Origin of the sequence: Pseudomonas sp. MEJ086, assembly GCF_030209025.1 — a bacterium.
Classification (GTDB): Bacteria; Pseudomonadota; Gammaproteobacteria; order Pseudomonadales; family Pseudomonadaceae; genus Aquipseudomonas; species Aquipseudomonas fulva_A.
On sequence record NZ_JARVSV010000011.1, the window covers coordinates 14,839 to 30,350 of the forward strand.

Sequence of the window (15,512 nt, forward strand, 5' to 3'; positions counted from 1 at the left end):
TATATGTGTTTTTTTTACTAGCTTGGAGTGTTGTGTACCTGCTCTCTAAGAGAGAAAGGCGGAGAAAGCTTTATTTCAAGTTAATCTCATGGTTCGTCTGGCTGCCGGCTGTACTTTTGATCTTGGCTTTGTTTTTTTTATGGCTAGGTGAGGGCTTAAGGTCTTGGAAATTAGGTGATTATCAAGAGTCTCGCTTGATCGCCGATGAAACGAATGAGTTTCTAAGCAGATTCGAAGAGGCACCGCTCACCGCGAGTGGGGAGCATGTTTGTATCTATCCCTCTTATGATATCGACCGAATTGAGAAACAGAATGCGGAGCTTTCGAGAATATTAAATGGGAAGAGCTTTCCCGCGGAGGATGGCGTTTGGTATGTGTTCCATATATCACAAAAATCTTTGACCAGAACAGAGGTTATTTATTTCAAGGCGCCAAGATTAGGATGCTTCACAGAGAAGTTAATAAATAACTAACTTATGACGTTAAGGAAGAGTCATGGCTGAAAGATCAATGATGCAAAAAACTCCGTTAAGCCGAGAGTGGTGGCAAGATAAAGCTAGAGACATGTACGAAAGCCGAACAGGGACTTCGGATTTTCCCGATTCTGATCCAAGTTTTGACGCTTTTAGGCACGCCTACACCAATGCGGTTTGGTCTTGGCTTTCGACGCCTGGAATATCAAGGCTGGGTGGTGATTACATAGAAAGTCGAAATTCGAGAAATTTCGAGTCTGAGCGCGGCAAGCGCGATATGAATGGGGATTTGTACAATAACGACGTAGGGCGTCAACTCGGTCAGCAAGATTGGTCTAGTGCTGGTGACATCGGTGATGCAGTACTTGATAAGCTGAAGCGCGGAGATTTGATCACTGACCCTCAGAATGATCCTAGAACTGACCCGGAAAATTTTCCTGAAAATTTAAATGCCCAGCCAATTGATGATAACTTAAAAGAGTCACTTAGAGACCTGATGGATAAGTGGCAGGGTTATCTAGATGATAATCGTGTGAGTGAAGACAGTAAAGATATCATTAGAGATTTGATCACCTATTACGACACGGGTGCAAGTTGCGCAATTGCACCAATGGCTAATTCCGGCTTCATGTCTGCTATGAATTTTGTTCCACGAGTGGATCCTTTAGCACTCGATTTGGATGGTGATGGAGTTGAAACTGTTCCATCTAATCTCGGAATTGTCTTTGATTTTGATGGCGATGGGGTAAGAACCGGCACTGGATGGCTGGGCGGTGACGATGGCTTCCTGGTGCTCGACAGAAATGGAAACCGTCAAATAGATAATGGGGGGGAACTCTTCGGTGTAGATACTATAAAAATTGATGGCTCGAAGGCTGCAAATGGATTCGACGCTTTAAGTGACTTTGATACAAACTCAGATGGTATCTTTAACATACAAGATGATCGATTTGGCGAAGTTCTTATCTGGAATGATGCTAATCAAGACGGCCTGTCTCAGCAAGGGGAACTGAAAACCCTTTCTGATCACGGCATCGTCGCGATTAACTTAACTTCTAATAGTGTCGCTCAGGAGTCTAATGGCAATTTGATTAGTGCTCTAGGGAGTTATGTTAGAAATGATGGTAGCGCTAGCTATATCAGTTCTAGCCTGCCCCAAGCGGCGAACCTCGACTTGGCCTCTAATCCTTTTTATAGGAAGTTTACCGATACCATAACGCTCGATGCATCGGCCAAATCACTACCCGATATGTATGGCTCGGGAGCAGTCCGTGATCTGCGCGAAGCTACTATGCTTAATCCGCATTTGAAGAGAGCATTGTCTGACTACTCCCAAGGTGGAACCAGACTCCAGCAAATAGGAATGATCGCTGGCGTGGTAAGGGAATGGGCTGCTAGTTCGAATTTCAGAACCTTCGATCAGCGGGTCTCTGACCTCAATACTGATAAAGCAAAGTTCGTTTTTTCTTACTCTTGGGAAAAGCCAGATAGCATCGAATTTGCCGCCGGAACATCGGGGAGTAACGGAAACAATGTCGGGTCTATCTCTATCGGTGGAGGTCTCAATGAGCCCTCGGCGGAACAATTAGCTCAGAAAGCTCTTTTAGAAAAAATAAAAGTTCTAGAGATTTTTAACGGGCAAGATTTTTTCAAATTCATATCGACTAAAACTGTAGATAGCAGTGGCAAAGAGTTTGTTAGTGCAAGTGTAGGTGCTGGTTCTATTCAGGGGGGGCGTACTACGTTCGGTGGTGGAATCGAATCAGGAGACGCTACGTATTATATTACAGAAAAGCATTTGGCAGTTAATGGTACTCAAGCCGCGTTTATCAATCAAGCATATGAGGCACTGTTAGAGTCTGTGTATCAGGGGTTAATCCTTCAAACTCGGCTATCCAAGTACTTGGGAGAAATCCAGGTTGGTGTGACATCGGATGGTGTCTCCCTAGATTATAGCAGCGTTTCAAATAAGCTGGAGGCTGCTTACGAGGCCGATCCCGTTAATGCAGTTGTGGACTTGTTTGAACTCATGAAAGAGCTGAGGGGGCCTTTGAATGAGTGGTCTAACAGGCTTGGGGTATGGGTTGAATCATTAACGCCAGAGAACAGGTCAGCAGTGGCGGTTCAGCTAGGGCCGCAAACAATATTCAGCTTCTTAGATCAGAATGGACAGAATAAATCTTTAGAGGGTGGAGTCGATTTCGCTATTGGCTCGGGTGCGGACGACCAAATACAGGGTAATAACGGCGACGATTATTTATTGGGTAAAGAGGGTAGTGATTATTTAAATGGGGGCGCAGGGAGAGATATCATTGTCGGCGGGAGCGGCAATGATATGCTGTTTGGTGAGGCGGGCAACGATATTCTTAACGGCGGGGCTGGAGATGACTATTTAGACGGAGGCGAGGGGGCGGATACATATGTATTTGGGATCGGCTCTGGTAACGATGTTATTCATAGCTATGATCGATCCATAGGTCGATTTGATGTCGTCTCTATTTCTGGCGGTCTGACCAAGGAGGATATTGATGTCTCTCGCGTTGGTAATGATCTGCTACTGAAAATAAAAGGGCAAAATGACTCTTTAAAAGTTGAAAGATTCTTCTATCTAGATGCCAAGGGCGGATACCAGATAGATCAGATCTTGTTCGCTGGCGGGCAATCCTGGGGGCGTGATGAGATAATGAGATTGGTTTTGTCGCCAGGTGAAGGCCTAACTCGGCTGCAGGGTTACGAGTCTGCTGATACGATATCTGGTTCTGATTCACACGAGTTGATTGAGGGCAATGGTGGTAATGACACCTTGTCGGGAGGCGGTGGTAATGACAACATTATGGGTGGTGCAGGTAATGATGTCATAGATGGCGGTGAGGGAAATGACTATTTAAATGGCGGAATTGGTTCGGATACATATCGATTTGGTTTTGGATCAGGCCATGATGTTATTTATAACCATGATACCTCCGCCTCTCGCCTAGATCGTGTATTACTAGGTGGCAGTTTAGAGAAGCATCAGGTTTCGTTACGCCGGTCTAGCGACGATCTTTTGATATATCTGGAGGGCGGGCTCGACAGTTTGCGTATACAGTCATTCTTTTATAAGGATGGTGCTGGTGGATACCAAATAGATCGCATAGATTTTTCTAATGGGTCTTCTTGGAATGTTGATGAGATCAAGGTAGCTGTAATTGCTTCAACCGATGCTGATGATCAATTACTAGGCTATTCAGGTAGTGATCTAATCGAAGGCGGTATTGGCAATGACCTGCTAGATGGAAAAGGTGGGGATGATACCCTTTTCGGTGGTTTGGGAAACGATACGCTGAATGGTGGAGTAGGTGATGATACTCTGGTTGGTGGGCGAGGGAGTGATAGTTTAAACGGTGGTGCAGGCTCAGATACATATGTATTTGGTCGCGGCGACGGCAATGATCGAATTTTAAACCTCGATAATACGGTTGGGAGGTTAGATGTACTAAGCCTTTCCGCAGGTATCGCTCAATCGGATATCCGTTTGACTCGCAGCGGTAACGATGACCTTGTACTCACCATCATTGATACAGGTGATTCTGTTTCTATTCTGAGTTTCTTTGCTGGTGATGCAACGAGCGGACATTTTATTGATCGAATCGTTTTTGCCGACGGTAGCTTCTGGACGCTTGAGCAAATCAAGCAGCTAGTTTTGCAGCCCACAAGCGGGGCGGACACCTTATACGGCTATGCGTCAGATGACCTGATCAACGGCGGCGCGGGTCACGACACCTTGATTGGTAATCAAGGGAATGATCATTTGATTGGCGGCGAGGGTAATGATCGTCTTGAGGGTGGCGATGGCGGTGACACTCTGGATGGCAGCGCCGGCAATGACTACCTCACCGGCGGGGAAGGCTCAGATACCTACCTGTTCGGTCGCGGTTACGGGCAGGATGTGATCAATAACTTTGACCGTTCTGCTGGTTCCGAGGACGTTATCCAGCTCGCTGCCGATGTCTTACCTGCCGATGTTCGTCTGACTCGTCTGCAGAACAAGCTCATCTTGAGCATTCAAGGCAGTGACGACACACTGACGGTTGAACACTACTTCGAAAGTGATGCCACCGACGGTTATCAGATTGATCGAATCGTTTTCGCTGACGGTACTTCATGGAGTGTCGAGTCGGTCAAGCAGATTGTACAGGTTGGCACTGATGGGGCTGATAGCCTTTATGGCTATGCAACAGATGATGTCCTTGACGGTGGTGCTGGCAATGATGTGCTCCATGGCTACGACGGGGATGATCATCTATCGGGGGGGGCCGGAAACGACCATTTAACCGGGGGCGGTGGTAACGACACCTTGCTGGGGGGGGATGGCAGTGACGAGCTCTCTGGCGGGGCTGGCGAGAACGTACTTGACGGTGGCGTCGGCAACGATCTCTATTGGGGCGGCGAAAAAGACACTTATATCTTCCGGCAAGGTAGTGACCATGACCGCGTAAGCGGGCTACCAGATGTAGCCACTATCAAGGTTGAGGGCTACAGCCTTGAACAGTTGTTGTTACGTCGTAGCGGCGACAGTCTCGTCGTCTCTTTCCTAGGTAATAGTCAGGACACATTGACGTTTGAAAGGTTCTTCGATGGTAGCAGTCCGCAGCGCGGGCTGATCCTTGAGGATGCGCTAGGAAATCTGGAAGTATTGAATTCCGAGGGCCTTAATGCGAGAACGCTGGCTGGCTCGACGGGAGACGATCATATCCAGGCTAACGATCTAGACAATACGATTTCTTCCGGCGATGGTGCAGACCACATTGAAGGCTTTGCAGGCAATGACCTACTTAGTGGCGGCGCCGGCGATGATTTGCTTCAGGGCGGCCAAGGTGACGACACACTAGTGGGCGGTTCCGGCAACGACCAGCTGCAAGGTGGTCAGGGAGATGATCTATACCGTTTCTCCGTTGGTAACGGTGTCGATCTCATTCAGGACGAAAGCGGTAACGACAGACTGCAACTGACTGATGCTGTTCCTGGGGATGTCGTTTTGCGTCGTGATCAATACGACCTGGTGATAAGCCGCACCGCCACTGGTGATCAGATTCGAATCAAGGATCAGTTTTCTTATCAGGCGGGTCTAGATGGCCATACACCAGTTGAGTCGATTATCTTCGCCGATGGCACATCTTGGGATATTGCTCAGATTAAGCAAATGGCATTGGCCGGCACCGATGTTGCTGATGAGATCTTCGGCCACCCGGACGACGACGTGATTGAAGCCGGAGCGGGGGACGATATCGTTCACAGTCACGAAGGTGACGACGAAGTTCATGGCAACGAGGGCAACGACACACTAAATGGGGGTAATGGTAACGACACCCTGTTTGGCGATGCCGGTGACGACCTACTCAACGGAGAGTGGGGTGATGACCAGTTACATGGTGGTGACGGCAACGACACCCTCCATGGCGGCGGCGGTTATGACCATCTCCATGGTGATTCCGGTGATGACCATCTTTACGGCGATGGGGTGCTTGATGGCGGTTCCGGGAATGACTATCTGGAAGGCAGAGGCCTGCTAGCTGGCGGGGAGGGTCACGACACCATCAAGGGCCAAGGCTTCGACACCCTGCAAGGCGGTGCTGGTGATGATCTAATTGAGGCATACAGCAATGCCTGGAATCAGGGCAGCAATATCATCGAAGGTGGCACGGGTAACGACACCATCTACGGCTCGTTCGGTGAGGACACCTACATCTTCAATCTGGGCGATGGCCATGACCTGCTGATTGAGCGTCGTGCCAATGAGGCCTACAGCAACATTGAGCCGACTGCCGATACCTTGAGCTTCGGTGAAGGTATTTCGGCCAGTGATCTGAGTTTCCACCGCCGTGGTCTGGACATGGTTATCGAGCATGCCAACGGCACTGACTCGATCACGGTACAGAACTGGTTTAAGGAGCCCAATGATCACTTCAAACTGGAGTATTTCGTATTCGCCGATGGTAGCGAACTGAGTCAGGCTGAAGTCGAAGGCCAGGTGATCTGGCACGGCACCGCTACTGCGGATAGCTTTATCGGTTATCGCGACCTCAACGACACCATGCGGCTCGGCGCCGGTGACGACCAAGCATGGGGCCGCGCTGGCGACGACGCGATGCATGGTGAAAACGGCAACGACTACTTGGATGGCGAGGCTGGTAACGACACCATCTTTGGCGGCGCCGGAAACGATCAACTAATGGGCGGTGCAGGTGATGATCTGTTGGCCGGAGGTGTTGGAGACGATAAGTACGTTTACTTCCCTGGCGGCGGTTCAGACACGATCGACAATACCGGTGGTGGCAATGATGGTGTGTTCTTCAGCGGTGGTATCGACGAGGCGCGCCTAACGTTCAAACGTGACGGCAATGATCTCCTGATCCTTGTGGATGAGGACGCTGAGCAGTCAGTACGAGTGCTAGGTCATTTCTTGGGTGGCGACAAAGCCATCAGCTATGTGCAGCCTGATGGCGGCTTCATGATCAATGCCGCTCGCATTGCGCAGATCGTGGCAGCCGCAAACATCCCGGGTGGTTTCGAAACTCTGGTTGAGGGTACAGCCACGGGCGAGCAACTCGCTGGCGGACAAGGTAAAGATTTACTCCGCGGTCTGGCTGGCAATGACACCTTATTTGGCATGGGTGGTGATGACCAGCTCGAAGGCGGCGATGGCAACGACTACCTTTCCGGTGGCAACGGATCGCAGAGTGGTTCGGGTAGCGACATACTGATTGGCGGTAATGGCAACGACGTGCTCGATGGAGAGGATGGCAATGACCGGCTGGCCGGTGGCGCTGGCGACGATCAGTACTACTACCGTGCTGGTGGCGGTGTCGATGTCATCGACAACAGCGGCGGTGGTTTCGACGGTGCATTTTTCATCGGTATCGCGCGAACTCGATTGAGTTTCCATCGTGAGGGTAACGATCTGCTGGTTCTGGTGGACGGCGATATCCAGCAGCAGTTGAAAGTTACCGATCACTTCCTCGGTGGCGATTTCGCCATTGATTACATTCAGCCCGATGGTGGTAACTACATCACCACCGCCCAGATTGCTGGTCTGCTAACAGCTATGCCCGGCGGTGGCACCGGCGAGCCGGGCGATGGTGAAGGCCCTGGTAATGGTGAAGAGCCAGGTGACAGCGGCACCAATCCAGGCGGCGGCGATCAGCCTCCGGTTGCAGGCGTTGGTGGTGATGATGTCCTCACCGGAACTGCTGCCAATGATGTGCTAATTGGTGGTGCTGGTAAGGACACCCTCAATGGCGGGGCGGGTAACGACCGGCTGCTGGGTGGTGTTGGTGACGACACCTATATCTACACAGCTGGCCAGGATGTGCTTGAAGAGCTCGGCGGCATCGACACTCTGCGCTTCGCCAATGGAATTACCTTTAACCAGGTGGCTTCTGGCCTGGGTAAGTCGGGTAACGACCTCGTCCTGAAGGTAAATGGCAGCTCCACCAACCAAGTGACCCTAAAAGACTTCTTCCTGGGTGGTGAAAACTTGGTTGAAACCATCAGCTTCGATACAGGCGGGCAGTTGACTGCGGCGCAGATCTTCGGAGCCTTTGGCCTTGTCGTGCCTTCAACATCTGCGGCTTCGTTTGACACTGTAGTGCAGGGTACCAGTGGCAATGATGCGGCACTGAATGGCACTGCTCAGCGTGATTTGCTGCAAGGTTTTAACGGCAATGATCAGCTTTCTGGTGCTGCGGGTAATGATCGCCTTGAAGGTGGCAGCGGCAACGATACCCTCAGCGGTGGCACTGGTAATGACACGCTAGTTGGCGGCCGTGGCGATGATACTTATGTGTTCGCGGCAGGCGGTGGGCAGGACGTTATCGACAACATCGGTGGTGGCTTCGACACCTTGCGTTTCGATGGCATTACGTTCAACCAGGTCTCCAGCGGTCTGATGAAAAGTGGTAACGATCTGGTGCTTAAGGTCAGCGGCGGTAGCGACCAAGTCACGCTGAAAAACTGGTTCTTGGGTGGCGATCATGTTGTCGACGTAATCAGCTTCGCTTCGGGCGGCCAATTGACCGCTGCTCAGCTGTTCGGCGCCTTCGGTCTGAGTAACCCGGATACCAAAGGCTCGCCGAACTATCAGGGTGTTCCTGACGAGCGTGCCTTCGGAACCGTTCTAGCTGGGCAGGCCGGAGATCAAAATATTCTTGGCTCGTCCGATGCCGATCTCATCGACGGTGGCGCTGGCAATGACAAGCTCCGTGGTGGAAAGGGCAATGATTACCTGCTCGGTGGTGATGGAGGTGATACTTACTACTTCGCTGCTGGGGATGGCCAGGATGTGATAAATAACCTCTCCAATACGCCTGCTGACAACGACATTCTGAGCATCGAAGGCATCACACGAGATAACCTCTGGTTGTCGCGCCAGGGTAATAACCTGGTGGTCGATGTACGCGGCTCAGGTGACAGCGTCACCGTACAGGATTGGTATGCAGATTCGGCACAGCGTCTGGATGTCATTCAAGCTGGTAGCTCTTCTTTGTATGCAAATCAGGTCGATAACCTCGTCAACGCCATGGCTGCCTTCGGCGCACCCGCTGGAGGCGAGATCAACCTGACGCAAGCTCAGAGAGATCAACTCAATGTCGCTATAGCGGCTAACTGGCAGTAAACCAAAAAGGGCTGTAGCTCCTGCTTTGGCAGGGGCTACGGCCCTTTTTCTATTTCGCTTGGGAATTTAGCGGCCTAGTTGTTCAAAAACTTAGACGGCCTCTTGTGTTGGCTTGGCGAATCGCTCGCCAAGCCATTCATTCGATCACTGCCAGTTGGCAGCGATCACCAGATTGAGCTCATCTCGTTGGGCCGTAGTGAGATTACCCTCAGCCCCCGCTGGTACGCCGAACGCGGCCATCGCATCCACCAGCCCTTGTACCTGGCCGTCCAGCAAGGTCTTGCCATCGGCGGACTTGAACTGGTCGAGCTGATAGGCGCTCCCTTTGTACCAGTTCGCGATGGTGATCCGCTCACTGCCACCGACCAGACTGACATCCAGGTTGTTGCCGCTCTGGCGGAACCAGAGTTGCTCTGCTGATATGCCCTCGCCGAACGACAGGGTGTCCAGACTATCGGCAGTCGCTTCGGAGTTGTCGATCCTATCCTGACCATCACCGCGGCCAAACAGGTAGGTGTCAGAACCGGCACCACCTAGGAGGGTATCGTTTCCGGCACCGCCCTGAAGCAGGTCATCACCGAATCCTCCATGCAGCCAGTCGTCTCCCGCACCGCCCAGCAAAGTGTCGTTGCCGTTAACACCACGTAGGCTGTCATTGCCAAGGCCGCCCGAGAGCAGATCGTTCAGAGGGAAGCCGGTTCGGACATCGTTGCCATCACCCCCGGTCAGGAATGACTGATGGAGTTGCTGGTAGGTCACGATACTGCCATCAGCGAAGCGTATTTCCTCGATCACGTGAGTGTTGAAACGGAAGTAGCCGTACACGCTGATGCTGTCGGTCGAGCCTCTGAGCTGGAGGTTGAGATTGCCATCCGCATGGCTGAATACGATGTCCTCGGGGGTAATCCCTTCACCGAAGACAATGGCGTCGGCACTGCCGGAGGCCACATCCACGTCGGCGATGGTGTCCTGGCCCCAGCCGCGGGTAAAGAGGTAGACATCGTTGCCGTAACCGCCCTGCAGGTTATCGTTGCCAGGCCCGCCATCGAGGGTGTCGTTGCCGCCCAGGCCTCCCAGCGAATCGTTACCTAGGCCGCCGACAATCAGGTCATCAAAATTGTATCCGCCCAGCCAATCGTTTCCATCACCGCCTTGCATCGACTGGGTGCGTAACTGCTCGGCGTTCCAAACGGTGCCGTCGGCGAAACGGACTTCATTCACAACGTAAGTAGCGTTCCAGCCGAGGACGAGTGCATTGGTGATGGTGATTCGGTCATCGCTGCCTTTGAGCGTCAATTGCAGATCTGACCCAGACTTTCGGACGCCGATGTCGCTGGGAGATATCCCCATGCCAAACTCGATGGTGTCGCGCTTACCGGCGCTGGAGTCGAAGTTGTTCAGCGTGTCCTGACCCCAGCCTCGCTCGAACACATAGATGTCGTTGCCTGCTCCGCCACTGAGTGTATCGTTGCCGGTGCCACCGATCAGGCGATCAGCACCCGCGCCGCCGCTGAGCAGGTTCGCTGCCTCGTTGCCGATGAGCAGATTGTCCAGCGTATTGCCCGTGCCGTTGATGGCCGTGGTACCGGTGAGCAGCAGGTTCTCGATATTGCTACCGAGGGTCAGGCTTACGCTGGATTCGATGGTGTCGATGCCCGCATCCGGGTTCTCGATCACTGCATCGTCCAGGGAGTCGACCTGGTAGATGTCATCACCGGCTCCGCCTTCCATGCTGTCATTGCCCAGGCCACCCAGCAGGCGGTCGTTCCCAGCGCCGCCGAACAGCCTGTCATCACCTGCACCGCCGTCGAGGGTGTCATCGCCGCCCAGGCCGTACAGTTCATTATGGCCGTCATCCCCGGCGATGCCGTCATTGGTGGAGAAGCCCCGCAGGGTATCGTTGCCGGAAGAACTCTGCAGCGTGCTGTTGCGGATATAGTCGCCGGTCCAGACGACGCCATTGCCAAAGCGGACTTCCTCGATGGAGGCGGGGCCCGTGCCATCGCCCTGGAAGAAGTCGATGACGGTGAGTGTGTCTTGAGTGTTATTGCGGCTGAATACCAGGTTGTCAGCGACACGGCGGAAGCTGATGTGCTCGGGGTTGAAGGCCGCGAACTCGATGACGTCGTGCTTGCCGACACCATCGTCCTGGTTGTGGATGACGTCCTGTCCCCAGTAGTTGTCGAATACGTATGTATCGTTGCCCGTACCGCCCACCAGGGTGTCGTTGCCAAGCCCACCGTTAAGACGATCATCACCGGCTTCACCGCGCAACAGGTTGTTGCCGTAGCCACCTTGGATGTCGTTGTTCAGCGCATTGCCGATGCCTTCTACCGCTGCCCCGCTGAGAATCAGGTTTTCGATGTTGTCGCCCGAAATCCAAGAGGCGCGTGACTCGATCGTGTCTGTACCGCTATCCACGGCTTCGATCACCACGTCATCGGCATCCACCCAGTAGCGGTCATCGCCTGCGCCACCGATCAGCGTATCGGCGCCAGTATCGCCACTCAGCAGGTCATCGCCATCTCCACCGTCCAGCAGGTCGTTCCCTGCACCGCCGTACAGCGTGTCATTGCCTGCCAGGCCGGACAGGCTATCGTTGCCGGCCTGGCCCATGAGCACGTCGGCACTGGCGAACCCAATCAGACTGTCGTTGCTTGCATCGCCCTGCAGCACTTGCGATCGGAGCTGCTCTGGCAGCCACTGGGTGCCGTCGACGAAGCGGACCTGCTCCACGGTGCCAGTGCCTTCGGTACCGAAGTAGCCCACGACCCGGATGCTGTCGGTGCTGCCCAGCAGTTTCAGCAGCAGGTCGTCACCGTCATGGCTGACGGTGATATCGTCGGGCGTGATCCCCGCCGCGAAATCGATCACATCCAGTGCACCCTCGGTGTCCAAGATCACATCCTGACCCCAGCCCCGGGCGAAGGTGTAGAGGTCATTACCTGAGCCACCTAGCAGCTGGTCGTTGCCCGTACCGCCCACCAAGCGATCATCGCCGAAACCACCAGCGATCGAATCGTTTCCGCCGCCACCATCGAGCGTATCGTTGCCACTGCCACCGATAATGCTGTCGTTGCCGGCGCCGCCGATGATGCTATCGGCGCTGGCGTAGCCGGTTAGCGTGTCGTTACCGCTAGTGCCCAGCAGGACCATCGCCTTGATGGTCGAGATGCTCCAGCGGGTACCGTTGGCGAAGCGGATCTCGTCCACCGCATAGGAGGTGGCGCCGTCGTTCTGGAAGTAGTTGGTGACAGTGATGCGGTCACTGCTGCCATTGAGGCTCAGCACCAGGTTGCTTCCGCTTCGTGAGGCGCGGATGTCGCCTGGCTGGATGTCCGCAGCGAACTCGATGGCATCAAGACCGTTCGAGAGTGACTCGTAGTTCTGCACCGTATCGGCGCCCCAGCCTCGGGCGAAGCGGTAAACATCATTGCCGATACCGCCTTCGAGGGTGTCATTGCCACCTTCGCCACTCAGCGTGTCGTTGCCGGCATTGCCGACCAGGTAGTTGGCGCCCTGATTGCCGGTGATCAGATTGTTCGCGGAGTTGCCGATGCCGGTCAGGTTGCCATTGCCAGTCAGACGCAGGTTCTCGATATTGGCGCTGAGCGGACTGGGAATGCTGATGCTGGACTCGATGGTGTCGATACCCTCGTTGGAGTTTTCCAGGATCACATCGCCAAGCGAGTCGACCACATAGGTGTCGTTACCGAAGCCGCCGCGCATGGTGTCGTTGCCGGTACCGCCGTTCAGTACGTCGTTGCCGTCGCCGCCATATAACAGGTCGTTACCTTCCGCGCCGTTGAGGGTGTCGTTTCCTGCTCCCCCATCCAGCGTATCGGAGGTGCTGAAGCCGTTTAGCAGGTCATCTGCGTTACTCCCTTGCAGGGCCAGTGCGCGCACTTGACCGAAGCTCCAGAGCTGGCCATTGGCGAAGCGGATCTCTTCGATGGCATTGCTGCCCGTGCCGTTGTTGAGGAAGTAGCCGACCACGCGGATGGAGTCTGTCGAACCCCTGAGGTCGAGAATCAGGTCTCCATTCTGGTGCAGCGCCTTGATATCGCTTGGCAGGATGCCGGTAGCGAACCGAATGACATCCAGCCCATTGCCGTTATCGGCGATGGTGTCCTGCCCCCAGCCTCGGCTGAAGAAGTAAGTGTCGTTGCCAGCGCCTCCGCTGAGCTGGTCGTTACCGGCGCCGCCGTCGAGGTAGTCATTGCCTGCGCCGCCTTCGAGCTTGTTGTTGCCCGCATTGCCGATGACCTCATTGTTCAGCTCATTACCAAAACCGTCGATATGCTCGGTACCGGTAAGAACCAGGTTTTCAAGGGCATAACCCAGGCCGAAGGTGATGCTGCTGCGCACTGTGTCCAGCCCGCCGTCGGGTGTTTCGTAAATCGAGGATTTGTTTTGGTCAATGACATAGGTGTCATTACCCATCCCGCCAACCAGTCGATTGAAACCGTCTCCGCCATCGAGCCAGTCGTCACCATCACCGCCGATCAGTTCGTCGTCGCCTGAGCCACCGTAAAGGCTGTCGTTGCCCACGCTGCCTTCCAGTGTGTCATTGCCGTCCAGACCATAGAGGCGGTCGTTACCGGCCTCGCCCTTGAGGCGGTTATTGCCGGTATTACCAGTGAGTTCGTTGTCCAGCTCGTTGCCGTTGCCATCGATATGGGCACTGCCGGTAAGGACAAGATTTTCGAGAGCGTAACCAAGCATGTGGGTCATGCTGCTGCGTACTGTATCGATCCCGCCGTTATCATTCTCGATAATGGAGGTGTAGTTTCGACCCATTACGTAGGTGTCATTACCCATGCCACCGATTAGTTGGTCATAGCCTTCGCCGCCATCGAGCCAGTCGTCGCCGTCGCCGCCGTTGAGGGTATCGTTGCCTGCGCCGCCATAGAGGGTGTCGTTACCCATGCCTCCTAGCAGGACATCGTTACCGTCCATACCGTTGATGAGGTCGTTGCCCTCTCTACCCTCTAGGTAGTTGTTGCCGGCATTGCCGGTTACTTCGTTATTCAGGTCATTGCCGAAACCGTCGCTATTCGCGCTGCCGGTCAGTATCAGGTTTTCGAGGGCGTAATTGAGCCAGTGGTGCGTGCTGCTGCGTACCGTATCGATACCGCCGTCAGCATCTTCCTGAATGAAACTGGAGGGTTGGTCGACTACGTAGGTGTCATTACCCATCCCGCCGATGAGCTGGTTGTGGCCTTCGCCGCCATCGAGCCAGTCGTCACCATCGCCACCGATCAGTGTGTCGTCGCCCGCACCACCGTACAGCGTGTCATTACCTGCGCCGCCTTCCAGGCGGTCGTTGCCGCCCAGGCCAGAGAGCTGATCGTCGCCCATGCCTGCGAACAGATAGTCTGGTGCATCGGTGCCTGTCAGGTTGTCGTTGTAGGGCGTGCCAACGCTCAGTAGATTGAGAACGTGGGTACGGTTCCAGCTCTGGTCGGAGAAACGAATCTCTTCAATGGCACTTTGGCCGTCAGCGCTTGTGCTGAAATAGTTGCTGATAGTGACTCTGTCGCTTGTATCTCGTCGGAGCAAAATCAGGTCATTGCCAACTCTCTGCAGCTGCATGCTGATCGACGACACATTGAATAGCTCGATTACATCGAAGCCACCACTGGCCTGCTCGTTGATGAGTACCTGGCCCCAGTCGGCTGCCAGACGATAAATATCATTGCCTTGGCCACCTACCAGGGTGTCGAATCCAAGGCCGCTTACCAGCGTGTCGTTGCCGTCACCGCCTAGCAGCAGGTCATCGCCGCTGCCGCCGTTGAGCAGATCATCGCCAGCACCACCGTCCAGAGTGTCTGCTGTGGCACCACCGAGCAATACATCCGCTCCAGAGGTACCGACCATGAGCGCCCCCTGAGGGGCGTTCTCCACTCTCATCCGTACTTCGTAAGGTGACCAATGAGGGCCGTTGGCAAAGATGATTTCCGTGATTTCCGGCAGGCCTGTGTTGGAAAAGTAATTGCGCACAACGATCTGGTCATTCGAGTTAACAAGGCTCAGTACCAGGTCATTATCGATACGCCGGCAACTGACATCCTCCGGCATGATGCCAGCGTCGAATTCGAGGCGATTGATGAAGCCGTCACCCCCCGCGTCTTCGATCACGTCGCGGCCGCCGCCACGACCGAAGCGATAGGTATCCGCCCCCTGGCCGCCGCGCAGCGTATCGTTGCCCAGGCCGCCGGATAGCGTGTCGAAACCCGCGCCGCCGATCAGAAGGTCATCACCTCCGAGGCCCAGAATCTGGTCGGCAGTGTCGCTGCCGACCAGTGTGTCGTTACCGTTCGTGCCTTGAATATCCATACCCACTCCTTTGATGGATCACCACAAGCGAACACGCTCGCGACCCT

The 15,512-nt window shown here is 54.2% G+C and carries 2 protein-coding genes; one reads left to right on the forward strand and one right to left on the reverse strand.

The window, feature by feature from the left end; all coding sequences use genetic code 11:
• Positions 1-495: 495 nt before the first annotated feature.
• Positions 496-9,126 (forward strand): calcium-binding protein, encoded by an 8,631-nt coding sequence (locus QRN22_RS09005; RefSeq protein ID WP_156152803.1) that lies wholly within the window; start codon positions 496-498, stop codon positions 9,124-9,126.
• Between the two features lie 144 nt (positions 9,127-9,270).
• Here QRN22_RS09005 and QRN22_RS09010 read toward each other — a convergent pair whose 3' ends face one another.
• Positions 9,271-15,465 (reverse strand): calcium-binding protein, encoded by a 6,195-nt coding sequence (locus tag QRN22_RS09010; RefSeq protein ID WP_042556432.1) that lies wholly within the window; start codon positions 15,463-15,465, stop codon positions 9,271-9,273.
• Positions 15,466-15,512: the final 47 nt, after the last annotated feature.

What these genes read in the sequence shown, in the direction of transcription:
- QRN22_RS09005 (WP_156152803.1), top strand. Translation starts at nt 496, where the DNA reads ATGGCTGAAAGATCAATGATGCAAAAAACTCCGTTAAGCCGAGAGTGG.
- QRN22_RS09010 (WP_042556432.1), bottom strand. Translation starts at nt 15,465, where the DNA reads ATGGATATTCAAGGCACGAACGGTAACGACACACTGGTCGGCAGCGAC.